The 26,845-nt window shown below is 72.3% G+C and carries 19 protein-coding genes and 4 pseudogenes; 11 read left to right on the top strand and 12 right to left on the bottom strand.

Going from position 1 to position 26,845, the window contains the following annotated elements; translation table 11 throughout:
* Positions 1-110: 110 nt before the first annotated feature.
* From RLT57_RS14340 to cydD, 3 genes are all read left to right on the top strand, one after another.
* On the top strand, positions 111-1,628 hold the full coding sequence (locus RLT57_RS14340; protein ID WP_311297774.1) for a cytochrome ubiquinol oxidase subunit I: 1,518 nt from the start codon (positions 111-113) through the stop codon (positions 1,626-1,628).
* Positions 1,629-1,656: 28 nt separating this feature from the next.
* Entirely contained in the window at positions 1,657-2,661 is a 1,005-nt protein-coding gene (gene cydB / locus RLT57_RS14335) for a cytochrome d ubiquinol oxidase subunit II (protein WP_311297773.1), read from the top strand.
* 166 nt (positions 2,662-2,827) lie between these two features.
* Positions 2,828-6,313 carry a thiol reductant ABC exporter subunit CydD gene (gene cydD, locus RLT57_RS14330; RefSeq protein WP_311297772.1) on the top strand — a complete coding sequence of 1,162 codons (3,486 nt, stop codon included), beginning with the start codon at positions 2,828-2,830 and terminating at the stop codon, positions 6,311-6,313.
* 222 nt (positions 6,314-6,535) lie between these two features.
* Here cydD and RLT57_RS14325 read toward each other — a convergent pair whose 3' ends face one another.
* Both RLT57_RS14325 and RLT57_RS14320 read right to left on the bottom strand, forming a co-directional pair.
* On the bottom strand, positions 6,536-7,435 hold the full coding sequence (locus tag RLT57_RS14325) for an HAD family hydrolase (protein WP_399128655.1): 900 nt from the start codon (positions 7,433-7,435) through the stop codon (positions 6,536-6,538).
* A 915-nt stretch (positions 7,436-8,350) separates the two neighbouring features.
* Entirely contained in the window at positions 8,351-9,016 is a 666-nt protein-coding gene (locus tag RLT57_RS14320) for a DUF6344 domain-containing protein (RefSeq protein WP_311297771.1), read from the bottom strand.
* Between the two features lie 345 nt (positions 9,017-9,361).
* Here RLT57_RS14320 and RLT57_RS14315 point away from each other — a divergent pair, with 345 nt between their 5' ends.
* On the top strand, positions 9,362-9,850 hold the full coding sequence (locus RLT57_RS14315; RefSeq protein WP_311297770.1) for a hypothetical protein: 489 nt from the start codon (positions 9,362-9,364) through the stop codon (positions 9,848-9,850).
* A 161-nt stretch (positions 9,851-10,011) separates the two neighbouring features.
* On the opposite strand, the gene mptB is transcribed toward RLT57_RS14315, so the two are convergent.
* Entirely contained in the window at positions 10,012-10,701 is a 690-nt protein-coding gene (mptB, locus tag RLT57_RS14310) for a polyprenol phosphomannose-dependent alpha 1,6 mannosyltransferase MptB (RefSeq protein ID WP_311300713.1), read from the bottom strand.
* 444 nt (positions 10,702-11,145) lie between these two features.
* Between mptB and RLT57_RS14305 the strand changes: the two are divergent.
* The 3 genes and pseudogenes from RLT57_RS14305 to RLT57_RS14295 all read left to right on the top strand — a co-directional run bounded on the left by RLT57_RS14305 (position 11,146) and on the right by RLT57_RS14295 (position 12,762).
* Positions 11,146-11,911 (top strand): annotated as a pseudogene (locus RLT57_RS14305) (DUF72 domain-containing protein).
* 190 nt (positions 11,912-12,101) lie between these two features.
* On the top strand, positions 12,102-12,356 hold the full coding sequence (locus RLT57_RS14300) for a hypothetical protein (protein WP_311297769.1): 255 nt from the start codon (positions 12,102-12,104) through the stop codon (positions 12,354-12,356).
* Between the two features lie 247 nt (positions 12,357-12,603).
* Positions 12,604-12,762 (top strand): hypothetical protein, encoded by a 159-nt coding sequence (locus RLT57_RS14295; RefSeq protein ID WP_311297768.1) that lies wholly within the window; start codon positions 12,604-12,606, stop codon positions 12,760-12,762.
* Positions 12,763-12,859: 97 nt separating this feature from the next.
* Here the strand turns inward: RLT57_RS14295 and RLT57_RS14290 are convergent, their stop codons facing one another.
* Positions 12,860-15,064 (bottom strand): tetratricopeptide repeat protein, encoded by a 2,205-nt coding sequence (locus RLT57_RS14290; protein WP_311297767.1) that lies wholly within the window; start codon positions 15,062-15,064, stop codon positions 12,860-12,862.
* Positions 15,065-15,294: 230 nt separating this feature from the next.
* Entirely contained in the window at positions 15,295-15,624 is a 330-nt protein-coding gene (locus tag RLT57_RS14285) for a hypothetical protein (protein ID WP_311297766.1), read from the bottom strand.
* An 861-nt stretch (positions 15,625-16,485) separates the two neighbouring features.
* On the opposite strand from RLT57_RS14285, the gene RLT57_RS14280 reads away from it, so the two are divergent.
* Together RLT57_RS14280 and RLT57_RS14275 are read left to right on the top strand one after the other, a co-directional pair.
* The gene (locus RLT57_RS14280) at positions 16,486-18,219 is read left to right on the top strand and encodes an aldehyde dehydrogenase family protein (RefSeq protein WP_311297765.1); all 1,734 of its coding nucleotides are present in this window, start codon (positions 16,486-16,488) and stop codon (positions 18,217-18,219) included.
* Positions 18,216-18,779 carry an EF-hand domain-containing protein gene (locus tag RLT57_RS14275; protein WP_311297764.1) on the top strand — a complete coding sequence of 188 codons (564 nt, stop codon included), beginning with the start codon at positions 18,216-18,218 and terminating at the stop codon, positions 18,777-18,779. Before RLT57_RS14280 ends, RLT57_RS14275 begins: the two co-directional genes overlap by 4 nt.
* Positions 18,780-19,150: 371 nt before the next feature.
* Here RLT57_RS14275 and RLT57_RS14270 read toward each other — a convergent pair whose 3' ends face one another.
* Positions 19,151-19,768: a TetR/AcrR family transcriptional regulator gene (locus tag RLT57_RS14270; RefSeq protein WP_311297763.1), complete on the bottom strand. Its 618-nt coding sequence runs from the start codon at positions 19,766-19,768 to the stop codon at positions 19,151-19,153.
* Positions 19,765-21,270 carry an MFS transporter gene (locus RLT57_RS14265; protein ID WP_311297762.1) on the bottom strand — a complete coding sequence of 502 codons (1,506 nt, stop codon included), beginning with the start codon at positions 21,268-21,270 and terminating at the stop codon, positions 19,765-19,767. Before RLT57_RS14265 ends, RLT57_RS14270 begins: the two co-directional genes overlap by 4 nt.
* A 218-nt stretch (positions 21,271-21,488) precedes the next feature.
* Between RLT57_RS14265 and RLT57_RS14260 the strand changes: the two are divergent.
* Positions 21,489-21,728 (top strand): annotated as a pseudogene (locus tag RLT57_RS14260) (LLM class flavin-dependent oxidoreductase); the annotation flags it as partial.
* A gap of 217 nt (positions 21,729-21,945) precedes the next feature.
* Here the strand turns inward: RLT57_RS14260 and RLT57_RS14255 are convergent.
* From RLT57_RS14255 to RLT57_RS33380, 4 genes and pseudogenes are all read right to left on the bottom strand, one after another.
* Positions 21,946-22,323: a hypothetical protein gene (locus RLT57_RS14255; RefSeq protein WP_311297761.1), complete on the bottom strand. Its 378-nt coding sequence runs from the start codon at positions 22,321-22,323 to the stop codon at positions 21,946-21,948.
* A 4-nt stretch (positions 22,324-22,327) separates the two neighbouring features.
* A complete protein-coding gene (locus RLT57_RS14250; protein WP_311300712.1) occupies positions 22,328-22,633 on the bottom strand; it encodes a hypothetical protein in 306 nt (101 codons plus the stop codon).
* Positions 22,634-22,853: 220 nt separating this feature from the next.
* The gene (locus RLT57_RS14245; protein WP_311297760.1) at positions 22,854-23,759 is read right to left on the bottom strand and encodes an LLM class flavin-dependent oxidoreductase; all 906 of its coding nucleotides are present in this window, start codon (positions 23,757-23,759) and stop codon (positions 22,854-22,856) included.
* A 259-nt stretch (positions 23,760-24,018) separates the two neighbouring features.
* Positions 24,019-24,991: pseudogene (locus RLT57_RS33380) on the bottom strand (recombinase family protein).
* 28 nt (positions 24,992-25,019) lie between these two features.
* Between RLT57_RS33380 and RLT57_RS14225 the strand changes: the two are divergent.
* A pseudogene (locus RLT57_RS14225) lies at positions 25,020-25,711 on the top strand (LLM class flavin-dependent oxidoreductase); the annotation flags it as partial.
* Positions 25,712-25,847: 136 nt separating this feature from the next.
* Here RLT57_RS14225 and RLT57_RS14220 read toward each other — a convergent pair.
* Positions 25,848-26,840 carry a MerR family transcriptional regulator gene (locus RLT57_RS14220; protein ID WP_311297758.1) on the bottom strand — a complete coding sequence of 331 codons (993 nt, stop codon included), beginning with the start codon at positions 26,838-26,840 and terminating at the stop codon, positions 25,848-25,850.
* Positions 26,841-26,845 lie beyond the last annotated feature (5 nt).

Here is a 26,845-nt window from a genome sequence, read left to right as displayed (position 1 = left end):
CCCCCTGGCCCACCCCCGGTGCGAGGGGGCACAGTCGTGTGCGCGATACTACCTTGTGAATGTATTCACGTTCACAAGCGGACCCCGTAACACCGTAAAGGAGACGTACCGTGCAGCTCGCGTTGGAGCCGCTGAACGTCGCCAGGTGGCAGTTCGGCGTGACGACCGTCTATCACTTCCTCTTCATCCCGCTGACGATCTCGCTGTCGGCGCTGACCGCAGGGATGCAGACCGCCTGGGTGCGCACCGGCAAGGACACCTACCTCAGGGCCACCAAATTCTGGGGCAAACTGTTCCTGATCAACATCGCCATGGGCGTGGTCACCGGCATCGTCCAGGAGTTCCAGTTCGGCATGAACTGGTCCGACTACTCGCGCTTCGTCGGCGACGTCTTCGGCGCGCCACTCGCCTTCGAGGCACTGATCGCCTTCTTCTTCGAGTCGACCTTCATCGGCCTGTGGATCTTCGGCTGGGACAGGCTGCCCCGGCGCATCCACCTCGCCTGCATCTGGATGGTCTCGGTCGGCACCGTGCTGTCCGCGTACTTCATCCTGGCCGCCAACTCCTGGATGCAGCACCCGGTCGGCTACCGCTACAACCCGAAGACCAAGCGGGCCGAACTCACCGACTTCTGGCACGTGCTGACGCAGAACACCGCGCTAACCCAGTTCTTCCACACCCTGTCCGCGTCCTTCCTGACCGGCGCGGCGTTCATGATCGGCATCGCGGCGTACCACCTGGCCCGCAAGCAGCACATCCACGTGATGCGGTCCTCGCTGCGGCTGGCGCTGGTGGTCGCGGTGGTGGCCGGCGCGCTCACCGCGATCAGCGGCGACACCCTCGGCAAGGTCATGTTCAAGCAGCAGCCGATGAAGATGGCCGCCGCCGAGGCGCTGTGGGACGGTCAGAAGGGCGCGCCCTTCTCGATCTTCGCGGTCGGCGACGTCAACAAGGGCCACAACGAGGTCGCGATCGACATCCCCGACCTGCTGTCCTTCCTCGCCGACGACTCCTTCACCAGCTACGTGGGCGGTATCAACGACGTCAACAAGGCCGAGCAGGCGAAGTACGGCCCCGGCGACTACCGGCCCGACATCCCGGTCGCCTACTGGGGCTTCCGCTGGATGATCGGCTTCGGCATGGTCTCCGTCGGGGTCGGCGCGGCCGGACTGTGGCTCACCCGCCGCAGGTTCTGGATCGCGCCCGAGCACCGTACGGGCGACGACGAGGTACCGCACCTGATGCTCACCCGAGGCATCCGGATCGGCGACGGGCTGGCCCGCTGGTACTGGCGAATCGCCCTGCTGACCATGGTCTTCCCGCTGCTCGCCAACTCCTGGGGCTGGATCTTCACCGAGACCGGCCGCCAGCCGTGGGTGGTCTACGGGGTGCTGCGGACCAGGGACGCGGTCTCCCCCGGGGTCTCCACCGGCGACGTCATCGCCTCGCTGACCGTCTTCACCCTGCTCTACGGTCTGCTCGCCGTGATCGAGGTGCGGCTGCTGGCGAAGTACGCCAAGGCCGGGCCGCCGGAGCTGACCGACGACGACCGCCGGTCTCCCACCCGGATCGGCGGCGACCGGGACGACGACACCGACGCCGACCGGCCGATGGCCTTCTCCTACTGATCGCCGCTGAGATCGCGAGGAGCGCGAGATGCATCTGCACGACGTCTGGTTCGTCCTGATCGCCGTCCTGTGGACGGGGTACTTCTTCCTCGAAGGGTTCGACTTCGGGGTCGGTGTGCTGACCAAGCTGCTGGCCCGCGACCGCACCGAGCGGCGGGTGCTGATCAACACCATCGGCCCGGTGTGGGACGGCAACGAGGTGTGGCTGCTCACCGCGGGCGGTGCCACCTTCGCCGCCTTCCCCGAGTGGTACGCCACCCTCTTCTCCGGCTTCTACCTGCCGCTGCTGATCATCCTGACCTGCCTGATCGTGCGCGGGGTCGCCTTCGAGTACCGCGCCAAGCGGGACGACGAGCGCTGGCAGCGCAACTGGGAGCACGCCATCTTCTGGGCCTCGCTGCTGCCCGCCGTGCTGTGGGGGGTGGCGTTCGCCGACATCGTCCGGGGCGTGAAGATCGGCGCGGACAAGGAGTACGCCGGCGGGTTCTTCGACCTGCTGAACGGCTACGCCCTGCTCGGCGGCGCGGTCACCCTCGCGCTGTTCACCTTCCACGGCGCGGTGTTCGCCTCGCTCAAGACGCTCGGCCCGATCCGGGAGCGGGCCCGCGCCATGGCCACCCGGGTGGGGCTGGCCGCCGCCGTGCTCGCGGTGGTCTTCCTGGTCTGGACCCAGATCCACACGGGCAACGGACGCAGCCTGCCCGCGCTGGTGGTGGCGGTGCTCGCCCTGCTGGTCGCACTCGGTGCCAACCTGGCCGGGCGCGAGGGCTGGTCGTTCGCCTTCTCCGGGGTGACGATCGCGGCCACCGTGGCGATGTTCTTCCTCGCCCTGTTCCCCGACGTGATGCCGTCCTCGCTCAACCCGGCCTGGAGCCTGACGGTCGGCAACGCCTCGGCGACCCCGTACACGCTGCGGATCATGACCTGGTGCGCGGGCATCGCCACTCCGCTGGTGCTGCTCTACCAGGGCTGGACCTACTGGGTGTTCCGCAAGCGGATCGGCACGCAGCACATCGCGGAAGCCGCCCACTGATGCTGCGACCGTCCGTGCTGTCCGTGCTGTCCGTGCTGTCCGCGTCATCCGCGTCATCCGCGCTGGCCGTGCCGACCGTGGCGCTCCGGCCCGCCCCTGCTCCGCCGGCCTTCCGGCAGTCGATGTTCCACGTGGAACGCGTTCACCGCGAAAGGGGATGTTTCACGTGAAACCTGTCGACCCGCGGTTGCTGCGCTACGCCCGCACCACCCGAGTCTTCCTCGCCGGCTCCGTCCTGCTGGGGCTGGTCGGCGCCGGTCTGATCGTCGCCCAGGCGGTGCTGATGGCCGATGTCGTGGTGGGCGGCTTTCAGCACGGCTACGGATCCGGTCCGTTGTGCGGCGATCTGTTCGCACTGGCCGGGGTCGCGGTGGGCCGCGCGCTGGTCGGCTGGCTGACCGAGCTGTGCGCGTATCGGGCCGGAGCGGCGGTGAAGTCCCAGCTCAGGCAGCGGCTGCTGGCGCATGCCACCACGCTGGGGCCCGGCTGGCTGACCGGCCGGCGCAGCGGCGAACTTACCACGCTGGCGACCCGCGGGGTGGACGCGCTGGACGACTACTTCGCCCGCTATCTGCCGCAGTTGGGGCTCGCCGTCGTGGTGCCCGCGGTGGTACTGGCCCGGATAGGCACCGCGGACTGGGTGTCGGCGGCGATCATCATCGTGACCCTCCCGCTGATCCCGCTGTTCATGGCGCTGGTCGGCTGGGCCGCCCGGGACCGGATGGACCGCCAGTGGCGGCTGCTCGGCCGGCTGTCCGGACACTTCCTGGACGTGGTCGCCGGACTGCCCACGTTGAAGGTGTTCGGCCGGGCGAAAGTCCAGGCGGAGAAGATCCGGGAGATCACCGGCGACTACCGGCGGGCCACCCTGCGCACGCTGCGGATCGCGTTCCTGTCCTCCTTCGTGCTGGAGTTGCTGGCGACCCTCTCGGTGGCCCTGGTGGCGGTCGGAATCGGCATGCGGCTGGTGCACGGCGAACTGGACCTGCGGACCGGGCTGATGGTGCTCATCCTGGCGCCCGAGGCGTATCTGCCGCTGCGCCAGGTCGGAGCGCAGTACCACGCGGCGGCGGAGGGGCTGGCTGCCGCCGAGCAGGTCTTCGAGGTACTGGAGACGGCGCCGCGGTCGGCGGTCGGCGGCCTGCCCGCGCCCGACCTGCGGACGGCCACCATCCGCGTCGAAGGTCTGGAGATACGGCGGGACGGCCTGCTGGGCGCGACCACCTTCACGCTGGCGCCCGGCGAGACGGTCGCCGTCACCGGCCCCAGCGGCATCGGCAAGTCCACGCTGCTGAGCGCGCTGCTGGGCTTCGCGACGCCGTCCGCCGGACGGATCCTGGTCGACGGGACCGATCTCGCCGACCTCGACCCGGCCTCCTGGCACCGCCAGATCGCCTGGGTGCCGCAGCGTCCGCACCTCTTCGCGGGCACGGTCGCGGACAACGTGCGCCTCGCCCGGCCCGCGGCGACCGACGCCGAGGTCGCCGCCGCGCTCGCCGCCGCGGGGGCCGCCTCCTTCACCGCCCCCGGCGACCTGATCGGCGAGGACGGCACCGGTCTGTCGGCGGGCCAGCGGCAGCGCCTCGTGCTGGCCCGTGCCTTCCTCGCCGACCGCCCCCTTCTGCTGCTGGACGAGCCGACCGCCAACCTCGACGGGGAGACCGAGGCAGCGGTCATCGCCGCGCTGAGCAGCCTCGCCGCGACCCGCACGGTCGTCGTGACCGCCCACCGCCCGGCCCTGCTGCCCCTCGCCGACCGGGTGCTGCCCCTTTCCCCCGCTCCCGTGGCGGCGCCCCGGCCGGTCCGGACCCTCCCCGGGGACGCGGTGGGGCCGGACGGTGCCGGCGCGCCGGACGCCGCCGACGGGCCGCCGCTCCGCCCGGAGCGGCCCGCCGCCGCGGTACGGACCCGTCGGGGCGTGCTCGGACTGGTCCCGGGCGCCGGATTCCGGCGGCGGTTCGCCCTGGCGGTAGCGCTGGGCGTGCTGGCGCTGTGCTGCGCGGTCGGACTGATGGGCACCTCCGGGTGGCTGATCAGCCGGGCCGCGCAGCAGCCGCCGGTGCTGTATCTGCTGGTGGCCGTCACCGCGACCAGGACCTTCGGCATCGGACGGGCCGTGTTCCGGTACGGGGAGCGGCTGGTGGGCCACGACGCGGTGCTGCGGGCGCTCGCCGAGATCCGCGTCGGGGTGTTCCGGCGGCTGGAGCGGCTGGCCCCGGCCGGGCTGCGGACGGTACGCCGCGGGGATCTGCTGTCGCGGCTGGTCGCCGACGTGGACGGTGTACAGGACCACTTCCTGCGCTGGCTGCTGCCCGCGCTGACCGCGGGTGTCACCGCCGTGGCGGCGGCGGTCCTCACCGGGTGGCTGCTGCCCGCCGCCGGACTGATCCTCGGCGCCGGGCTGCTGGCCGCGGGCGCCGGCGTGCCCGCGCTGGCCGTGGCGGCGGCCCGCCGCACCGAGAGCCGGGTCGCCCCGGCCAGGGGCGAGCTGTCCACCCGGGTGCTCGGCCTGTTCACCGGCACCGCGGAACTGATCGTGGCGGGCGCGCTGACCGGCCGCCGCGACGAAGCCGCGCGCGCCGACCGTACGCTCAAGGCGATCGCCGCCCGTTCGGCCGCGGTCACCGCGCTGGGCGCCGGGCTCACCGCGCTCATCAGCGGTCTCACCGTGACGGCCTGCGCCTGGGCGGGAGTGCGGGCGGTGGCGGGACACGATGTGCGGGGCGTGCTGCTGGCGGTACTGGTGCTGCTGCCGTTGGCCGCCTTCGAGTCGGTCACCGGTGTGCCGCTCGCCGCGCAACAGCGCCAGCGCAGCCGGCAGGCCGCCGCCCGCGTACAGGAGGTGCTGGACGCGCCCGTGCCCGTGACCGAGCCGGACGCGCCGCGGGAGCCGCCCGCGACACCGTATCCCCTGGTGATCAAGGGGCTGACAGCCCGCTACCCGGGTCAGGAACGGCTGGCGCTGGACGGCGTTGACCTGACGCTGACGCCTGGGCGCCGGGTCGCCGTGGTCGGCCCGTCCGGCGCGGGCAAGACCACGCTGGCGCAGGTCATGCTGCGGTTCCTGGACGCTGCCGCGGGCTCGTACACGCTGGCCGGACAGGACGCGGCGGCACTCGACGGCGACGACGTACGCCGCCTGGTGGGCCTGTGCGCGCAGGACGCGCACGTCTTCGACAGCACCGTCCGGGAGAACCTGCGGCTCGCCCGGCCCGGCGCCGACGACGGCGAACTGCGGGCCGCGCTCGCCGCCGCCCGGCTCGACGCCGACCTGGACCTCGCGGTCGGTGAGCACGGTGCCCGGCTGTCCGGCGGTATGCGGCAGCGCCTGGCGCTGGCCCGCGCGCTGCTCGCCCGCTTCCCGGTGCTGGTGCTGGACGAGCCCGCCGAGCACCTGGACCTCGCGACCGCCGACGCGCTGACCGCCGATCTGCTGACCGCCACCCGGGGCCGTACCACGCTGATCGTCACGCATCGCCTGGCCGGACTGGCCGGCGGCGCGGTGGACGAGATCGTGGTGCTCGCGGCCGGTCGGGTCGTCCAGCGCGGCACCTACGGCGAGCTGGCCGCCGTCGACGGCCCGTTCCGCCGCACGCTGGAACGGGAACAGGCGGCGGACCGGTATCCGGCGGTGCCGGAACTGGCCGCCTGAGAGGAGCGCCCGTGCCTACCGGGCCCGGGGCAGCCGCTTCCAGAAGCCCACCGGCGTGGCCGCCCGCGCCGACGCGGTGCGGGGGCCGTCGGCGGGGTGGCGCCCCCCGGACCCCCGGACCCCGCAGGTACGGGGGCAGCCGGGGGACGGCGTGCGGGTGCTGACCGGTGCGGGCGGCAGAAGGCGGGCACGGGGGCGGGGAAGCCGCCGGAGCCGGCCGGCTCAGCCCGTCCGGCGGGCGGCGACGATCTGCTCGATAACCTGGGCCACCCCGTCGTCCTCGTTGCTGGCGGTGTGCCGGGTGGTGGCGGCGAGCACCTGGGGGTGCGCGTTGGCGACCGCGTACGACGTGCCCGCCCATTCCAGCATCGCCAGGTCGTTGGGCATGTCCCCGAAGGCCACCACCTCGGCGGCGGTCACCCCGCGCTCGGCGCAGCACTTGGCGAGGGTGGTGGCCTTGCTGACACCCACCCCGCTGATCTCCAGCAGCGCGGACATGCTGGAGCGGGTGATCTCGCCGTGGTGGCCGGCGACCGCGAGCGCGACGGCCAGGAACTCGTCCGGGTCCATGGAAGGGTGCTTGGCCAGCAGCTTCAGCACCGGCTGGGCCAGGTCCTCGGCGAGCAGGACCTCGACCGGCTGCCGGCTGCCGTGGTCGTCCGGTTCGAACCACGGGTACCCCGGCTCGCGCCGGAACCCGTGGGCGCGCTCGACCGCGAAGACCGTCCCTGGCACCGCCTCGCGCAGCGCGACCGCCGCGGCGAGCGCCTCCTGCTCGGCCAGCGGGAACGCCTCGACCAGCCGGTCGGCCCGCAGGTCGTACACGGCGGCGCCGTTGGCCACGATGGCCGTCCCGTGCCGGGCGAGGTGCCCCACGACCACGTCCATCCAGCGTGCCGGGCGCCCGGTGACGAAGAAGACCTCGATGCCGGCGGCCTCCGCCGCCCGCAGGGCGGCGACCGTACGCGGTGACAGGTCGCGGTCGGCGCCCAGCAGGGTCCCGTCCAGGTCGGTGGCGATCAGCCGCGTCGCGGGCTCCGCGAAGGTCTTGCCGGGGCTGCTCTCGGAGCCCTCCCCGTACGGTCCGGCGGGCTGTGTGTCGCGTTCCTTGGCTGAGGTCACGACCCCTATCCTCCCGCACGGCGCCCGCGGACCGTACAAAGGTGCGGGCGTCGGAGTCCCGCCCGCCGGATGTCTCCCCCGGCCCGCGGTACGGCTCCCGGCCGTGCGGAAGCGGCCCGTGCGCGCCGACGCGGGAGCGGGGGCGGGCGCGGGGACCGGTACGGAGGTGCGGCCGGGCGCACTGCGGCGCCGACCTGGGTCGACGCACCACGCGGCGCCGCGGCGCGGGCACTTCGCGGCCTCCGGTCTCCCGGTGCCGGGCGCCGGACACGCGCGCCGCCGGGCGGCCGGGCGGGCCGCCCGGACATGGCCGGCAGCCCGCGGCCTCAGGGAGCGGACGCGGAATGTTCACGCGTCGGCCACCGCGCGGCGCGCGGGGCTGGTCCTGCTCCTGACGGCGGTCCCGTGCCGGGGTACGCGGTGCGGCTGGGCCGTGCCGCGCTGTGCGGCGCAGCCCGGAATCCGGTGTGCGGCGGGCGCTGCGCGTCCTACCGGGCGCGGCGCCACGGCGGCTGCCGGTACTGGTGTCGGTGGGTGCCGGGCGGCACGGCCGGTACGGTGCCGCGGGTCGCGGTGTGCCCGGCGGGGCGGCGCCGGCGCTGCGGCCGACCGGTCCGTCCTGGCCGTTCCCCTGCTTCTTCTGCTTCCTCTGCTTCTTCTGCCGTTCCCGCTTCTTCCGCCCCGTCGGTGTCCTGGTACGGAAGGTGCCGCTGGTGGGTCGAGCCGGTTCGGCGTGGCCCTTGAGCCGCCGCTCGCCGGGATTCGGCGACGGTGCGGCGGTCGACCGGTTGACCGGTGCGCCACGGATGTCCGTTGTGGTGGTGCCGGCAGTCGCCTCGGATGTCGTCGGGTGCATCCCGGCCGTCCGGGCGGTGCGTCCGTCGGGCGGGTGCCGCGGGGATGCCGAGGCGCCGGTCAGCGGCCTGCAAGGGCGGAGTGCGCGGGCGACGCGGTGCGCGGGCGCGGGGTCGGGGCGGTGCGCGGGCGCCGAGCGGAAGGAGCGGCCGGGACGGTGCGCGGGCGCCGAGCGGAAGGAGCGGCCGGGGCGGTGGCGGCGCCGGTGCGCGGTCCGACGACCCGGTTCCCGGCGCCGCGAGCAGGACCGGCGGCCGTGCCGGCGTCGAACCCGTCCGGCCGGGGGGTGTTCGGCCGCGGGATCGACACGAAGGGGCGCTTGTCGCCCGGCCCGGCGCCCACCGCGGCGGCCCGGCCCCCACTCGACGCGGCGCCCGGGTGCGCGGCGGCGTCGGCCAGCGCGAGCGCCGTGCCGGTCTGCTCCGCCGGGTCCCCGTGCCGCACGCTGCGGGCGCTCGGTGACGAGCCGTGGGCCTCGGCGCGGATCCGCTGCTTCATGGTGGGCGGGAGCGTGCGCTCCCTCCTCCGGCGGACCGGCTCGCATCCGCGCGGCGCCGGAATCCTCGGCAGCCGCACGTCCGTCGCGGTGGTGGCGGCCGGGAGGGCGACGGGCCCCCGCGCGGTCCTGCGGGCGGCCGGAGTGGTGAACCCCAGCGCGGCGATGCACTTGAGGAGCACGCCGAGCAGCGCGCTCCAGAACGTCCTGGCCTCTACAGCAGCGTTCATGACCTGACGACCTCTCGCTTTCCCATGATGCGGTGAACCGACAAGTCCGATCATGCGGAAGCGAGCACAGATTTCACGGAGCCGCACCCCGAGTTCGCCGATATACACATCAACGCCACCCATTCATACTAATCGGGGCCCCGGCGGCACTTCAGCGGCACCTCGGCGGCGTACACGGGTCCCCCGCGCGCCGCCCGCAGAACCCGGAGAAGGTGCCCGTCGGCCGGGGGCTGTGCCCGGCGGCGACCCGTTCGCCATGATGAGGGCGTACACCTGACCACCGTCGCAGCCACGATCATCGGCACCGCGGTCGGTACCACCGCCTCCCTGGCCAGCGCCTGGCTTGTGCAGCGCGCCACCTGGGCACGGGAGCGGGAAAGCCGGCTGTGGGAGCGCCGCGCGGCGGTCTATGAGGAGGCCCTCACCTCGGTCAAGCGCGGCCAGTGCTTCCGCGCGGAGGCCCTGGTCACCGGCCGGCTCCCCGAGGCGCGCGAGCGGCGCAGCCGCGAGGTGGAGGCGGACGTGGTGCTGGCCCAGCTGGAGATCTACGGGCCGGCGGAACTGATCGCCGCCCACGTGAAGACCGCGCGGGCCATGCAGACCTGGGCCGCCGCCTTCTCCGCCTGGCAGGAGCAGGCCGCTCTGGGCCGCGGTCCGCGGCCCGCGCCGACCGATCCGCTGTGGCCCGAGGTGGTCCGGCGCGACGACGAGGCGCGGGCGGTGGAGCAGGAGTTCACCCGTGTCGTGCGGTCGGACGTCCACGCGGACGGGCCGGGCCGGCTACGGCGCCGACGAACGCCGGTGTGGCACCGAAGAACGGGCGGATCGGGGTAGAGCGGCGGAATGCCGGGTATGATCCCTGCTCCATGGCCGTCCGGGGCCCGGTCTCACTGCCGATCGGGGGGGCCGTGGGCACAGCACCGGGTGAGAAGAGCCGGACGAGCCGGAAGAAGAACCGGCAGCGCCCGGACGGGTCGCCGTCGGGGCGCAATCCGTTAGGTCCCGGTGAGCGCCCATGACGTGGGCGCGTCACACCGTGGAGTTGCGTACCGCCGACGGCCGCCCGGCGGAGCAGCACGGTGCGGCCGGCGTTCCGCTCGAAGATCAGGAAGAGCAGCGCGCGGCCGGCCGGCACTTTGACGAGCAGGGCCAGCGTGATCACGACGGCCCCACAGGGCCAGCCACCCCCGGCGCGCGATCACCAGGCCGGACGCCATCAGCCCGAGCATCACCGCGTCGTTGTGCGCGCCGCCCACCAGGTGCACCGGCGTCAGCGGGTTGAGCACGGCCAGCCACAGGGCGTTGCTCTTGCACACCTCGGCCATCACCGCCAGCCGCCGTACCGCCCACGCCACCAGGGCGAAGCCGCCGACCGCCAGCATCCGCATGCCCATCACCCCGGGGAGCACGTGCTCCCCGGTCACCCGGACCACGTGCGCGGCCAGCCACACGAACACCGGGCCGTACGGCGCCGGGGTGTCCCGCCACAGCCGGTCCACCCCCGCCGTGAGCGGTCCGGGCAGCCGCGAGGGCCCGTCGGCGTAGACGTCCCAGCCGCGGGCGGCCATCGCGCCCTGGGCGACGTAGCCGTAGACGGTCCCGGCTGAACATGGGCGTGCCGAGCGCCAGGGGCGCCGCCCACCACCACAGGGTGACCACCATGTCGCGTGGGCTGACGGCCGAATCCGAGGCGGCCAGCCGCCCGAGCTGCCACCAGGAGGTCACCAGGACGATCAGGCCGGCGTAGCCGACCGCCGCCGCCGCGAGGGTCGCCGCCGACCGCGGCCGGAACCGGCGCGCCAGCGGGTGGAACACCGGCAGCGCCCCCGCCCACCCGCTGGCGACGCTCAGCGCCGCGGAACCGGCGGTGCCGGGCCACCGGTGTCGGAGCGCCTCGCGGGACGCCGCCCGGAGTGCCTCGGCGCCGCGTATCTCCGGCGTATCACCCATCGATGTCCTTGCGACCGAACGGCGGAGTACGTCCTCGACTGGTTCTCGGCTCCGGTGCGCGCCGGAGCCGCGCTCCTTCGCCGTGTCGCGTCTTAGGGTCCCTTGAGCACACTGGTACGACCGGTCCACCACGGGAACACCAGCCGAAGATCCCGTGGCAGGCCGGGGAACTCGTCCTTGTGGGCCCGCGCGGGGGCGTCGGCCGCGCCGCCGGGAAGGCGGGCGGAGGGGGAGAGATCCGGGTTGGTACGTGTTCGTGGACGGACAAGGCGCTGGTGTCGAGCGGTTGATACCCGGCGGGCCACCGCGACGCGGAGGGCCGGCTGCGGTACTACGCCGCGCGGTTCCCGGTGGTGGAGACGGACGCCACCTACTACGGCCCGCCCAGCGCGCGCAACAGCCTCCTGTGGGCCGAACGCACCCCCCGCGGGCTTCCGTTTCGACGTGAAGGCGTTCTCCCTGCTGACCGGGCATCCGACGCCGCCGAGCGCGCTGCCGGCCGAACTGAGCCCGGCCCTCGCCCGGCAGCCGGGCCCGGCCGGCACCGATCCCGGTCTGCTCGATGAAGTGTGGGACCGTTTCAGCGGCGCCCCCGAACCGCTGCGCGGGGCCGGCTGGCTGGGCGGCCTGCTGTTCCAGTACCCGCGGCGGCTCGCTCCGGGGAGGCCGGCCGCGGCGTTCCCGCGCCGGTGCCGCGAACGTGCCGCGGGGTGGCCGGTGTCCGTGGAGTTCCTTCATCCCGGCTGGTGGCGCGAGGACCACGCCGCCGCGACCACCGCGCTGCTGACGGAGCTGGACGTGGCCAAGCGCCTGGCCGAGCAGGCCCGGGGCATGCGGGAGGACGCGGCCCGCCGCACGGTGACCAGGCTCCACCAGGCGTCCGACGCCGGCATCAGGAACCGGCACTGGTGGGAGAAGGCGGTCCACTGGGTCGCCGACCACTGAAACGAGATCGTCACGGTCTGCACGTGGATCGTGGCGGTCCTCGGCATCATCGTGATGATTGTCGGCGGCCCGCTGGCCTGGCTCGTCGTCGCGGCGGCGATGATCGTCCTGGCCGACACGGTGATAGAAGTACATCCAGGGTAAGGCCACCCTCTGGGATGTCCTCTTCGCCGCCCTCGACTGCATCCCGATGACCAAGGGCCTGACCTCCCTCGGCCGGCTGGGCGAACTCTACAAAGCCGGCGGCCTCCTCAAGATCGGCGCCGAAGGCGTTAAAGGCGCGGTCGCCGGCCTCAGGACCACCGCGGAAACGCTGCGGGCGCTCGGCGGGCTGCCGTCGGCTCTGCGCGGAGGTCGCAACGGCCTGGTGGAGATCGGCCGGGTCCTGCAGACCGGCGGGGAACTGCGGCGTGTGCGCGGTGACGTCGACTTCTTCACCGAGTGACCCGAGGACGGCTACGACGCCATCCGCACGGCCGATGACGTCGGGGCGGTGGCCGCGCATGACGGCTTCGGACGACGTCCCAGCTCGGAGGAATGACGTATGCCCTACTCATTGCGGCTGCTTCTCGTCAAAAGCTCGGGGAATATCCACGTCTACCACACCGATTTTCGGTGAGGAGGGACCGCCCTGCATCCTCCTCGACGAATCGGCGGCAGAGGCTCGGGTCGGCGACGAGAACGGCAATCCCGTGGGCGACATGGTGCTGCGGGCCGGCAGCGGTGATCTGGAGAACTGCGTCGAGAATGGGCGGGAAGCCGAGAACTTCACCGCGGCCGCCGCCCACCTGCTGCGCAGCTGGCGCAGAACCGGCTCCGCCCCCGGTGAGGTCGTCAAGATCTTCGCCTGACCGCCCTCCCGCGCCGACCATCCGCCCACGTCCCCGCGGGTGGAACGAGTCCGGCCGAGGCTGCGGGAGGCGGTGTACTACGCCGGTGAACAGGCTTTCACGATCGTGCCAGGCAGGCGAGGTGGCTTCGGACGGTCAGAGTGTCGGGGTGGTCGGGGCCCAGTACCCGTTCGCAGTCGGCGGCCAGTTCGGCGAATGCCGTTGCCGCGCCGGCCGCGTCGCCGACCAGCCCGCGCAATGCGGCGCGGTTCTTACGGGCGGTCAGGGTGTCGGGGTGGCTCGGGCCCAATGCCCGTTGATGATTGGCGCATACCCGTTCGAGCGCTCCGCTGATATGGGAGGTTCCGCGCCGCCAGTAGGCGAGATAGCCGCGGGTGCCCAGGGCGTAGAGGTATTCCGGGCCCAGTACGCGCTCGACGTCGGCGATCAGTTCGGCGAACGCCGTTGCCGAGCGGTCGGCATCGCCGGCCTCTCCCTGCCAGTAGGCGAGGTGGCTGCGGGCGGTCAGGGTATAGAAGTGCTCCGGTCCCAGTACGCGCTCGCAGTCGGCCAGGACCTGCTCACTCGCGTCGGCCGCGCCGACCGGATCTCCCGCCGCCCCCCGCCACTGAGCGAGGTACTGGCGGGCGGCCAGGGTATAGGGGTGGTCCGGTCCCAGTACCCGTACGCAGTCGCCGAGCAGTTCGGCGAACGCCGTTGCCGCGCCAGCCGCATCCCCCATCAGCCCGCCCCACAGCACGAGGTGGCTGCGGGCGGTCAGAGTGTCGGGGTGGTCGGGGCCCAATACCCGTTCGCAGTCGGCGATCAGTTCGGCGATCGCCGTCACCGCGCCGGCCGCGTCGCCGGCCTCCCACCGCCAGTAGGCGAGGTGGCTGCGGGTAGTGAGGGTGTCGGCGTGGTTTGGGCCCTGTACCCGCTGACGGTCGGCCAGTAGCTGCTCGAGCGCGGCGATCGCACTGGCCACGGCCCCCGACACCCCGGCCCATTGCGCAAGGTGGTTGCGTGTGGTGAGGGTCGCGGGGTGGTCCGCGCCCAATTGGCGACGGGCGGTCGTGGCCATCCGCTCGAAGTGGTCGTGTGCGGCGGCGAACTGACCGCTCTCGCCGAGGCTGATGCCCATGCGGAGCAGCATCGGGTGGGGGACGGGCCGGTACAGGATCTCGTCATCCGCGGCGGCACGCATCAGGGCGGCGGCGTTGGCGCGCAGGGCCTGGGCCAGGGCGGTGTCGCGTTCGACGGCGGGCCAGACGGAGGCGAGTGCCTCGGCGGCGGTGAGGATCAGCCGGCTGTGCTGATCGGGGGTGAGGGTGCCGCGGGTGGCTCGTTGGACGAGCTGGTGGACGCGTACCGCCCGGTGGGGCACGGCCGGCGTGTGATCGACGAGGCTGAGCCGGTGCAGGGCGCGCAGGGCACGCGCCGCGTCCCGGGGGGAGACCGGTCCTGGATCGCCGACCGGAGGTCGAGCGTGTCGGGCGTGGGCGTGGGCCCGGTGCCGGGTCAGGTGGGCGAGGGCGGGCTGACTGGTCAAAACGGCCTCGGGGATGCCGTTGGGGTCGAGCACGGCGGCCAGACGGAGCATGGGACCGGCCAGGCCGGCGGGTCGGAGTGCGTCAGCGCGGTCGACGGACAGGGACCAGGCGGTGGCGAGGGGAAGGGTCTGCTCGTCGGGAAGCAGGTCGGGGGCGGTGTCGGTCAGTGCGGTCGCACGGCCGGCCAGCAGAGTCCGGTAAGCGGCCACCTCCTCACCGGAGTCGACGAGATAGGCGGCGCCCTGGGAGAGGGCCAGGGGCAGAAGGCCGAGGTCGCGGGCCAGGCCGAGGAGTTGATCCGAATGCTCGTGGCGGCCATGGGCGGTCAGCGACGTGGTGAGATAGGTGACGGCCTCGGCCTCCGTGAACAGGCCGACTTCCACGCGGCGGCGGCCCCCTCCGGTCAGGGCTGCGTCACGGCGGCGGGTGGTGACGACGGTCTGGCCGCTCGGGCTGGAGGGCGGCCACAGGCCGTTGAGGTCGCCGGGGTCCGCGACGTCGTCCAGGGCGATCAGCCACCGGCAGGGGCGCGCCCCTGCCTTCGGGACCAGCCAGGCCAGAAAGGTCCGCGCTGCCTGCTCGGGATCCGTGGGGTCGGCCGAGCACAGTTCGACGCCTGCTTGCGCGTACCCGGCCACCACCGCCGAGCGAGTGTTCGCGGTGACCCAGAGCAGCACGTCCAGGTTGCCGTTTTGCCAGGTGGCTCGGGCGTGGTCGGCGGCGAGTTGTGTCTTGCCCACCCCGCCCGTCCCGGTCAGTACATGGGCGAACACCGCGTTCCCCCCATGGCCGACCGTGGACCGTAATCGGTCGATTTCGGCGCGGTGTTGGAAGGACAGAGCGCGGGACGGGAGCACACCGACCTGGTGTGGCCAGGCCGCCGGGGTGCGGGGTGGAGCGTGGTGATGGACTTGCTCGGCGTAACCGACAGCGATGCCGCCGTGATCGGCGAGGATACCGCTGATGCCGTGAAGAGGCGTGGCCGAGGCGATGCCGGGTGCGCTCAGTCCTGGTGCGGACCCGGCTGGCGAGGGTGTTCCAGTGTCACATTCCCCATGGTCACGGCGACCGCTGACCCGCCGTCGGCTTGGAGGTGCAGATCCCTGCCGACGGCCAGTCCGCTCGCGCCCGCCGAGACGCCGCGGTGGGAGACCCGCCGTCCCAGCATCGCCCGCAGCTCATCCGCGGCTCGTGCGCGCTCTGTGTCCGCCAGGCCCTCCAGCACGATTTCGATGCGGGCCTGCCAGGCCGCCTCCTGGCGGGTGCGTACCAGCGCCGCTGTCTCCGGCCGAGCCGCTGCCAGTTCGGCCGCAGTCCGGTCGAGGCGCTCCATCTCGGCGTGTTCGCGTTGCGGATCCCCTCGGCCGAACCAACGGGCTACCTGTCGGCGCACTCCTGTCCACGTGTCCGTGCCCGCGGCCTGTACGACCGCGGTGCCTCCCGCTGCCGCCAGTGCGGACACTGCCTCCGAAAGCATCATCGCCTCTTCCCACGAGAATCTAGCCCGGGACCGGGTATGCACCCGCACAAGTACCCTCGCCGTCCCACTCCACCAGACACGCTACGCCGCTGTCCCCGGTTGCGGCAGGAGCGGGGCTGGGCGCGTGACGGCTCTGCGCCTCGCCTCTCTACCACCCGGCTCGGGCCTGCCCGATGTGCTACGGATAGGGCGCCCGTGCGCAACTCAGCGAAGTGGGCGGCTCCTCGGACGAAGCACGGCGGTGCACCCGCACCCGGAACTCACGGATCGCGTGGTGGACGGACCGCTGCCTCTCGACCGCCGGCGGGGCTGTGCGGTGGAGCGATCACCATGCCCTTCCCGTTCTCCTTTGCCGGCGTACTCCGGTCGCCGATGGACGGCGAACGTGCACTCGTGCTCGGCCCGGATGAAGACCCCCGTCACCTGGCGGTGGAGACCGCGGTTCTCGGTGGTGAGGTGGGCGAACGGGTGGTACGGCCCCTGGCTCCGTGGGGGCGCCGACGGGCCTGAATCACCTAGTACGGTTATCAACCGTACTAAGGGCTAATATCACTCGATCAGATGAAGTGCAGGGCGTACGGGGGATGGCACCGCGGAGGACTGCCGAGAATTCGGGACGTGGCCCCTTCCCCTTCCTCAGGTTCCTCAGGTTCCGCCGGTTCCGCCGGTTCCGCCGGTGTGCTCCCGTCCACCTACCCCGTCCTGCTCGGCGGTGTGCCTGAGCTCGGTGAGAGCTGGGTGCACTGGCCGAGGAGCAGCGCGATGCTGCGGGAGCCGTACGACGTGCTGGCGCTCAAGGCGCGTCTCGACCATGGCCGCGCCACACCGGAGGACCAGGCGGACCCGCGGATCGTCGGGAGGGTCGCGCGGTCCACCGGGACGCAGGCGCTCGCGGCGCTCGCGCTGGCCCGTCAGGCACAGCCCGTCTGGGCGCGGGTCCCACTGGGTCGGCGGCTGGAATTCGTCCACGCGGTCCACCGACTTCTCCGGGAGCGGGCCGAGGAGTTCGTCGCGGTCCTGGTGTCCGAGGGACAGCCCGTTCGCGTGGCCCACTGGACCCTCTCGGCGGTTCTGAACCTGACACATCCGGACTCGCTGGACCACGCGCGGTCCGCCCTGGTGTGGGAGGGCTCGCAGGCGGGCCGGCGGATACGGCTGGTGCGCAAGCCGGACGGGGTGGTGTGCCTCGACCCGGCGCGCAACGCCCCGGTGGCCACGGCCCTCGCCGGAATTCCCGTCCTGGCGGGCGGCAACGCACTGATCGTCAACGCCCCGCCGTCGGTTCCGCTCAGCGTCGCCTACCTCTTCCACGAGCTGGTCGATCCGCTGCTGGCGGAGCACGGAGCGCCGCCCGGCACGCTCAGCGTGCTCTGCGCGCCGGCCCGGCCCATGCTGCGCATGTGGCTCGACTCGCCCGACTGCGACGACATCTTCTTCTTCGGCGGCTCCCGGCAGGGCGCCGAGCTGACCCGGTCCTGCCTGGAACACGACAAGAAGCCCATCATGGAACTCGCCGGCAACGACGCCCTGACGGTGTGGCGGGACGCCGATCTCCTGCCGGCTGCCGAGGCCGCGCTGGAGCGGTACCAGGGATCCGGGCAGCTGTGCCTCGCCCCGAAGTTCGCCCTGGTCCACCCGGCGGTGGCCGACGAGTTCACCGCGCTGCTGCGCAGCCGGGTGACCGCGCTGCGCGTGGGCCCGCCGGAGGACCCCGACGTCGTCCTCACCCCCGTGGTCAAGCGTGCCGAGTGCAGGGACGTGCTCGACGACGCCGTGTCCAAGGGCGCCGAACTGCTCTGCGGGGGCGAACTCGTCGACGTGGACGGCAGACCGACTCCTCGGGGACCGTTCATCACACCGGTTCTGTTGCGGGTACGCGGGCTGCGGAAGGCCGCGACGATGCGGGCGGTGGCCGAGGAGACGTTCTACCCGTTGATGTGCCTCATCGTGCCCGAGAGCGCTCCGGACGCGTCGCGGCCGGCGGATCTTGGGCACGGAACAGAAGGCGGAGGTCCTGCCGGCCCCGGGGATCGGGAGGACGCCGCACTGCTGGACACGTTCCTCGCGTTCGTCAACGCCAACCGGTACGGACTGCGCAACTCCTTGTGGGCCCGGGACCCGGACGTCATCCACCGGTTCACCGACGAGGTGACCAACGGAGGTGTGCTGAAGGTCAACGACAGCCACATCGGCACCCTGCCGGTCCTTCCCATCATCGGCGGCACCGGCCTGTCCGGCGGAGTGTTCGGCGAGGCCAACATCCCGCTGCTGCGCACCACCCGGCTCCAGGGCGTCAGCATCGGCACCGGCGCCGCGGACCACTTCGATCACCTCGGCGCGGCCGGCCTCCAGCGGCCTTCCCCGCACCCGGAAGAAGCCGTCTCCCCACCCGGAACGCGCAAGCCCTGCACCACGAAACCCGAACAGGAAAGTAGGCCTGCCCTGTGACCACGTTTTCCGGCACCCCGCTGCTCCACCGCAAGATCGACGTCTGCTTCGGGCATTTCGACACGGACGGCAGCGGCTCGATCGACCACGAGGACCTGCTCACGCTCGGCTCCCAGCTCCTGGCGAAGTTCGGTGAGCCCGCCACCTCCCCCAAAGGCACCGCTCTGATGGACGGGTTGGCCCGCTTCTGGGACGCCCTGGTGGTCGCCACCGACCTGGACGGCGACCAGAAGATCTCCCCCGAGGAGTACCGCACCGGTATGACCGGCGCGTTCGTCACTCCCTCCGGGGGCTTCGACGAGTCCCTGCTCCCCCTGGCCAAGGCGATCTGCGCGCTGCTCGACACCGACGGCGACGGGGAGGTCGACGAGAGCGAGTTCCAGGCATGGCAGGAGGTGTTCGGCACCGCGCCCGCCGGTCGGGCCACCGCGTTCCGGAAACTGGACGCGGACGGGGACGGCAAGTTGAGCGTCGACGAGCTCCTCGTCGCCATCCGCCAGTACTACATCAGCCCCGAGCCCGAGGCGGCGGGCAACTGGCTCTACGGACCCGTGGCCTGAACGCCTGACCGCACGCCGGGCCGAGCCAGCCGCCGGACGCGTTGACGCGCGCATCGCCTCCACACGATGGCTGGTCCAGCGCGGAGGCGATGCCTGGTCCAGCGCGGACGCGGCGCCTGCTCCGGCGGCAGGACGCGCACCGCCGTCGCCTCCACCAGGGTTACGCGCCCTGACCGGCGGAACCGCGAAGCCGGCGTGCGGACCTCGGGACACCCGTTGCGAGCGGCGCCCTCCTCGCCCTGCGGCTGCTCGCCGACGGCGGCCCCACCCGGCTCTCGGCGCGCACACACGACCACCTGTGCTGACGGAATCTCCAGGACCGGACGTGGTTCGGGGCGATCCCCCGCAGCCACGGCCACCGCTGCGGCCACTCAGTCGGCGGTACCGGACTTCCGGCCGCCCGCTCGCTTCGGCCGTGGGGGTCCAGGAGACAGCATTTCCAGGAGCAGCGCGCCCAATCGCTCGTCCGATGCGTCGGAGAGGTGGTCGAAGGCACCGGAACCGCGGGCCAGGACGACGCCGATGAAGGCGGCGGAGATGAGTTCGGCGCGCAGTTCCGGCTGGTCCGCGCCTTCTGCCGAAAGGCGGCGGCGCAGTGGTTCGACCACGCGGCGGTGGAGCTCGGCGCGGGTGGCCAGCTGGCCGGCCGGGTCCTCGTGGGGGCGGACGGCGACTTGGTAGACGGGGTTGGGACCGTGCCGCCGGGTGAGGTCGAGAATGACCGCGAGCCGGCCGGGGTCGAGCAGGTCGACGATCTCGACGGAGCCGTCGCCGGTACGGAGCGTGGCGATGTAGAGCTGGGCCTTGCCACCGAAGTAGCGGGCGATCATCGCCGGGTCGACACCGGCGCGCCTGCCGATGGCCCGCGCGGTGGTGCGGTCGTAGCCGTGCTCGGCGAACAGTTCGCTCGCGGCCTTCAGCAGCCTGTCGCGGCTGCCTGCGGCGTCCCGTTTCGGCTGGCCCGCTTCAGCCGGGGTCGTCGCGCTCATTCCGCGGACCTTTCGTCGAGTCCGCTCAATACCGGCCCCGGCCCCGGCCCCGGCCCCGACGACGGCGGTGTGGCCTCCGCCACCGACCCTGCGTGTTCCCGGGACGGGACGGTCGTGCTTGTCCGCCTGCCGCCGCGGCGCAGTGGCACGAGCACGGCCACCACCGCGCTGGCGAGCCAGACGACGCAGCTGAGCAGTCCCACGGTGGTGTAGCCGCTGGAGGCGGGGTACGCCGCCCCCGCATGGGTGTGCCCTTGCAGCACGGCCGCGCTCAACGCGCTGCCGACCGCGTAGCCGATGTACCGCAGCACCTGGTTGAAGCTCATCGCGCTGCCGGTCTCGTGGGACGGCACCGCGCGGACGAGGAAGCCGGGAATCACCGCGAAGATGATACCGACGCCCAGGCCGGCGACGAACATGACCACCATGATCTGCGTCATGTTCTCCCGCCACGAGGTGAACATCGCCATCGCGGCGAGCAGGATCAGGCAGCTCATCGGAAGCACGGTTCGCGGCGAGGTCCGGCGCACCAGTACCGGAGTGAGCCGGTTGGCCAGGAAGCTGCCCACGGAGAAGGGGGTCAGCGCCAGGCCGGCCACGACCACCGTCTGCCCCAGCCCGTAGCCTGTCGAGGCGGGCGTCTGGACCAGCCTGGTCACGGTGGACAGCAGCAGGTACATGCCCACACCGGCCAGGACGGCCGCCGCGCTCGCGGTCATCACCGAGCTGTCACGCACCCAGCGCAGCGCGACCAGCGGATGAGCGGTTCGCAGTTCCCACACCACCCACACGGTGAACAGCAGCACGGACGCGACGATCATGCCGTCGACACGCGGGGAGACCCACCCCCAGCTCTCGCCTTCGCTGATCGCCACCAGCAGCGACGCGGTGCCGGTGGCCAGCAGTACCGCTCCGAGGACGTCCAGCGGAGTGCGGGCCCGGTGCCGTGCGGCCGGCACGGCCCACGCCGCAGCGGCCAGGCCCAGCACGCTGGCCACCGCCCCGAGCCAGTAGGCAGCCCGCACGCCCCCCCACTGGGCCACCAGACCGGTGAGCGGATAACCCAGGCCCACGCCTGTCACCGCTGTTATGGAAAGCAGCGCTATCACCGGCACGGCCCGCTTGACGGGCAGCACGTCCCGGGCCACGGCGATGGTCAGCGGTGTAAGCCCCAGCCCGATGCCCTGAAGCGCACGGCCCACCAGCAGCGTCGCAAAGCCCAGCGGCAGCGCGGCCAGCACGCAGCCGACGACCACCAGCACGAGCGCGCCGACGATCACGGTCCTGCGGTGCGGTCCGTCGCCGAGCCGCCCCATCACCGGGGTCGCCACCGCCGCCAGCAGTTGTGTGATCGTGAGCGACCACTGCGCGTCGGTCACCGACACGTGGTCCATCACCGCGATGGAGGGGATCAGTGGGGCTCCGAGGCTGCCGATCACCGCCGTGACCAGGCAGACGAATGCCAAGCAGGGAACCAGCGCCCGCGCCCGTGCCGACTCCATCTCGCTCCTCACAGGGCGGCTTGAAGGATCACTGCCCGATGTCTACATGCGATGTCTACGTCCGATGATAATCCTTCCCTGCGCGGCCGTCGTAGGCACGCCTCCGCGCCCGTAGGCACGCCTCCCACCCGTAGGGGCTCCTCCGCCCCGGCCGGGCGTACAGGCCCGTGCCGTCCGAGCGGTCCGGGGCTCCGCCTACGCGCGCGAACCGTCATCGGATGCGCTTGAGTACCGCTGTCCTCCCCATCCGCCGGTGGGGCGACGGGCAGAAGGTCCGGCGGCGGGCCGAAGAACCCGGCTTCCACGCCGCGTACACCTACGATCACCTGTCGTGGCGGACCTTCCGGGACGGCCCGTGGTCCGGGGCGGTGCCGACGCTGACCGCTGCCGCGGGGGTGACGGGGCGGATGCGGCTGGTGACGTTGGTGACGTCGGTCAAACCTCGTTCATGCATCACGGGCTGACCTGGTAAGACGTGCACAAGGGAGGGCCCTATGTGTGCTGGTGTCCGGCAACGCTCTCGCGCACGCGCTCAACGTGGCGCGACGCGGAGCAGCTCACTGAGCCGGTCGCCGATCACGGACACTCCGGGGCGCGGCTCGTTCTCGTAGTACCAGGGCTTGCGTCGGCGGAGTAGTGCGTCACCGTGCTCGCTCCAGGTGAAGCCGGGTTTTCTCAGAAGTCTCCGGCATACCGCGTCGACGGTCTGTGGGTGTGCGGCGGCCAGCCGGCGGATCGGCAGAGGCGCGATCGACTCCTATCGGTCAGGGCCGTCCGCCGGGCGACGAAGCGGTCGGCGACCGTGTTGCCGTCCGGCAGGCGGTACTGCAGCAGGAAGTGGTCGATGACGCTGATCGCGGTCGCTTCGTCCACCATGCCGTCAGGGCCGCTGGCCTCCGACAGGAGGGGGGTGAAAAATCGCTCGAAGACACGGCTCTCCCCGAACGCGACGAGTTCTTCCTTCAGTTCGGTGCTGCGCCGCAGGACATGTGGGAGATCTGGGAAGGTGTTCATGTCGCGCTCCGATCCGCTGCGGCTTTCGTCCAGGTCCACTTGCTCAACAGCCGGACCAGCGCCGATACGCCTCGACCCAATGCGCCCCATCCGGAGGCGGCACCGGCAGGGGAAGTTCCAGCAAGCCGACGTCCAGCTGGTGCCCCTCCCGGACGCAACGAGCAACCACACGGAAGTCGCTCGTGAGATCGACCTTGACCACCTTCACCTCGACGCCCAGGACGGTCGTGGAGAACGGGACCGCCAGGTGTTCGTCGATGACGGCCAGGAACCCGTTGACCGCCTCGATCGCGTCGTACGTGTCAACCGTCGCTTCCTCGATCAGCGCGTCCAGTTCGGCGGTGCTCATTGTGCTCACTTTCGCCACGGTAGCGAGCGCATGCAAGTCCCGTCGTCCGCTTCCCCGAACGATTGCCGCCGGCACCGAGTGCCTGGAGCCCGCACTTGGTCGAGTGCGGGAGCCGAGGTACGGGGGTTCCAGGCCGCCTACGCCTACGACCACCTGTGGTGGCGGACCTTTCAGGGCGGGCCGGACCGTGGATCGGAGCCGGTGACGACGGTGGGGCGAATCAGCTGAGCTGCGGCGGAGCGTCGGTGGCGATCCGCTCGAAGACGGCGGGGTCGTGGCCGAAGATCGTGCCGGCCACCGGCCAGTGCAGCACGATCTCGTCGATGCCGGCCTCCGCGTGGCGTCCGGCGAAGTCCACGAAAGCATTGACCGAGGTGAAGGGCTCGGCGTACGCGGGGGTGAAGCCGGTGAGGAAGATCTTCGGCACATCGGCCGGGTCGCGGCCCTCGGCGGCGAGGGCCGCGGAGACACGTTCGGCCTGGTCGCGGACGGCGGCGAGGGACTGCTCCGGGGTGCCCTCCTCGAACACGCTCGGGTCCCCTGTGGTCACCCATGCCTGGCCGTACTTCGCGGCGAGTCGCATGCCGCGCGGGCCGGTGGCGGCCACGGCGAACGGCAGGCGGGGGCTCTGCACGCAGCCGGGGATGTCGCGGGCCTCGATTGCGGAGTAGAAGCGACCGTCGGAGGTGGTGTCGTCCTGGACGAGCAGCCGGTCGAGGAGCTCCACGAACTCGGCGAACCGGTCGGCGCGCTCCTTCGGCGACCAGGGCTGCTGTCCGAGCACCTCGGCGTCGAACCCGGTTCCGCCGGCCCCGATCCCGAGTGTCAGCCGCCCGTCGCTGACGTCGTCCAGCGTCATCAGCTCTTTCGCGAACGGCACCGGGTGGCGGAAATTAGGGGAGGTTACGAGGGTTCCCAAGCGCATGCGGTCCGTCACGCCGGCCGCGGCGGTCAGCGTCGGGATGGCTCCGAACCAGATCCGGTCCCGGAAAGGCACCCGCCACGACAGGTGGTCGTAGGTGTAAGCGGCGTGGAACCCCAGCGCCTCGGCCCGCTTCCACACCTCCCGGCCCTGCCCATTCCAGCGGTAGATCGGCAGGATCACAGTGCTTAGACGCAGGCTCATACGGCCGAGCCTACGGGGTCGTATATCCAGGTGACAGGACGCTCCTGCCGTCGCCAGTAGCGTCCATCCGCCGGATCACGGTCCGCACCGGGCTGCCTGCCGCCATCACGGCCGGCGACCGCTTCCCCACCGTCCGGTCAGTGACCAGAGTGGTCCCAGTCAAGCCGCGTTCACCTATCGCACGTGACCTGCTCACTCGAAGTGCCTTGGGGCCAGCCACGATCAGATCCGGCGAGCGCTAGTATCCTGAGTCGTTAATTCATGTGCAGTATGCGGCGAGGGTGTCGAGGATGTCGTCGGCGGTCTTCGTCCAGACGAACGGCCTGGGGTTCTTGTTCCACTCGTTGATCCAGCCGCGGATGTCCCGTTCGAGCTCGATGACGCTGCGGTGGGCCGAGCGGCGAGGTTTGCGGCAGGTCAGCTCGGCGAACCAGCGCTCGACGACGCCCGGCTCGATGATCGCGGGCCACTTGCCCGGACCGACCTCTTCGCCTCGGTGCATGCGGATGCCGGCGACGTGTTGCGAGTCGAAGAGGGCCCGGACGGTGCCCTGCAACCATTCCTTGCCGTAGTCGGTTGTGATGTGGCGCTTGTGGAGGCCGAGCGCGATGGCGCTCGGGCTCCGGCCCTTCAGGCAGCGGTCGAAGACCTCGCGGACGATCGCGGCCTCGTCCTCGCGGATGGTCATGCCGTCAGGCTCGTATCGGAGCTGGCGTTTTACCAGAGTGCGGGAGGCCGGTCTCGGCCCGCTTCTTGAGCGCCGCCTTCAGGCGGCCAGAGGTGTCGTCCGAGGAACGGCAGGCGTGGGCGACCTCGATGCGCAGGATGAAGCGGTCGTCGGGGTCGGAGAGGTTCCGTCGGTTGGCTTCGCCGTGGAGCAGGATCTGGTGGTCGTCCGAGACCTGGAGCGGTTCTTCGAGGTCTCGCGGCTGCCGCATCAGGCGGTCGGGGTGGTAGGCGATGATGTGCCGGAACTCCCGGCGGTGGGCGCTTTCGAGGAGCTGGTCCCAGCCCGGCCGCTTGCGGTTGCGCCGCCAGGCCGAGCGGCTGTTGTCCACGAAGACGTGGCTGGGGTCGATGACCAGCCCCCGGCGCTCGGCGATCTCCCGGCAGATCCGCTCTTGGCGGTCGACGCCGGTCTGGTCGTCGTCGTCCGCCTGGGATATCCGGCAGTACAGAGCCGCCGGTTCACCTGGGGTTACTGTCATCTCTTGTGCCTCATGTCGCCGCATGGACCGATTGTATGAACGAGGCTTGGGCTCGCCGAACTTCAGGCATCCGGTGACGTTGGCGAAGGTTCTGATGACGCTGGACGACGTCAGCGACGGGCGGGTCACGCTCGGGGTCGGGGCCGGGGGGACGGGGTTCGACGCGACGGCGCTGGGGCAGGAGGCGTGGACGCCGCGGGAGCGGGCGGACCGGTTCGCGGAGTTCGTCGCGCTGCTGGACCGGCTGCTGCGGGAGGGGGCGGTGTCGTACGGCGGGGAGTACTACTCGGCGGTGGAGGCGCGGAACATCCCCGGTTGTACGCAGCTGCCCCGGCTGCCGTTCGCGGCTGCGTTCGCGGTGGCCGCGACCGGGCCGCGGGGGCTGCGGCTCGCCGCGCGGTACGGGCAGGCGTGGGTGACCACCGGGGACCCGAAGCTGTTCGAGACCGGTACGGCCGATGAGTCGCTCCAGGCGGTGCGCGGGCAGCTGGCCGGGCTGGGGGCGGCGTGCGCGGAGATCGGGCGGGACGCGGCGCAGCTGGAGAAGACGATGCTCACCGGGTTCACTCCGCAGCCGCGCCGGCCGGTGGAGTTCCTCGACGCCTGCGTGGATTCGCCGGCCGGCACCAGGAGGCCGGGGTGACGGAGATCGTCGTCCACTGGCCGATCCCGGACTCCTACTTCGCCGCCGACCGGAAGGTCTTCGAACGCATCGCCCCGGCAGCGGCGGCCCAGCTCGGCTGAGCCCGGCGAAGCCCCGCCGGGCCCAAGCGGTACGGGCTCGCGGTACGGGCTGCAGACGCGGGGACCGGCGCGGGACCAGGGGGCGCGGGCGGCGGGGGCGGCCAGAGTCGGGCCTGGCCGCCTCGGGCCGCGGTGGCTACTGCGGGTCGCGGGGGGTGAGGGCGGTCAGGCGGCGGGTGGCGACCTCGCGGTCGGTGGCGGCGGTGACGAAGGCGGCGACGTGGTCCTGGCCGACCAGGGCGCGGACGGCGGCGACCGTGGCGGGGGGCAGAGGGACGGGGACGGGGAGGGCGGCCTCGGGCGGTCGGGGGGCCCCGGCCGGGGGGTTCTCGGGGCGGTCGGGCTCGGCGGGGGGCGCCGGGGCGGCGGTCGGCGCGGAGAGCAGGGCCTCCCCGAGGTGGCGGCGGATGTGGTCGGTGGCGCGGGAGCGCATGGCACGGGCGAGTTCGGCGTCGACGATCTGCTGGGCGAGCGGACGCAGCCGGCGGATCAGGCCGGCCGCCTCCGCCGCCTCGGCGTCGGTGGGCGGGTGGTGGAGGAAGCGCTCGAAGACGTACTCGGTGGTGAACTCCAGGAACCGCTCCGAGATGTGCTCCACCTGTCCCCGCAGCTCGCCGAGATGACCGGTGATCGCGGGCAGCGGCACTCCGGCGGCGTGCAGCTCCACGGCGACCGCCAGCTCCCGGGGGCTCGGGACCAGGAACTCGTCCTCACTGCCCGGCACCGGCTCCAGGACGCCGAAGGCGATGGCCTCCTCGATCGCCGTCAGGTCGGTGCGTCCGCCGAACGCCGCCGTCAGCTCGGGCCGGCCGATCCGGGCCGGCCGCTCGTCCGACCACGGGCGGTCCACCTCGTCCACCAGCCCGAGCACTCCGCCCAGGCCGGTACCGGCGTCCCACGCGGCCAGCAGTTCCTTGATGCTGGCCAGGGTGTAGCCCCGTTCGAGCAGGTCGGCGATCTGCCGCAGCCGGGCCAGGTGCGTGTCGCCGTAGACGTTGGCCCGGCCGCGGCGCTCGGGTTTCGGGAGCAGCCCGCGGTCGGTGTAGGCGCGGATGTTGCGGACCGTCGTCCCGCTCAGGCGGGACAGGTCCTCGATCCGGTACGTGCGCTGCTCGGCGGCGGTGCTCACGCCTT

The sequence above is a fragment of the Streptomyces sp. ITFR-21 genome (genome assembly GCF_031844685.1).
GTDB lineage: Bacteria > Actinomycetota > Actinomycetes > Streptomycetales > Streptomycetaceae > Actinacidiphila.
This window is presented reverse-complemented; position numbering and strand designations above follow the sequence as displayed.

Excerpts from the sequence above, each read along its gene's own strand:
- RLT57_RS14320 (WP_311297771.1), bottom strand. The coding sequence starts at position 9,016 with ATGAACGCTGCTGTAGAGGCCAGGACGTTCTGGAGCGCGCTGCTCGGC.
- RLT57_RS14300 (WP_311297769.1), top strand. The coding sequence starts at position 12,102 with ATGACCAAGGGCCTGACCTCCCTCGGCCGGCTGGGCGAACTCTACAAA.
- RLT57_RS14245 (WP_311297760.1), bottom strand. The coding sequence starts at position 23,759 with ATGAGCCTGCGTCTAAGCACTGTGATCCTGCCGATCTACCGCTGGAAT.
- RLT57_RS14250 (WP_311300712.1), bottom strand. The coding sequence starts at position 22,633 with ATGAGCACCGCCGAACTGGACGCGCTGATCGAGGAAGCGACGGTTGAC.
- RLT57_RS14265 (WP_311297762.1), bottom strand. The coding sequence starts at position 21,270 with ATGGAGTCGGCACGGGCGCGGGCGCTGGTTCCCTGCTTGGCATTCGTC.
- RLT57_RS14270 (WP_311297763.1), bottom strand. The coding sequence starts at position 19,768 with ATGAGCGCGACGACCCCGGCTGAAGCGGGCCAGCCGAAACGGGACGCC.
- RLT57_RS14285 (WP_311297766.1), bottom strand. The coding sequence starts at position 15,624 with ATGGAGCGCCTCGACCGGACTGCGGCCGAACTGGCAGCGGCTCGGCCG.
- cydB (WP_311297773.1), top strand. The coding sequence starts at position 1,657 with ATGCATCTGCACGACGTCTGGTTCGTCCTGATCGCCGTCCTGTGGACG.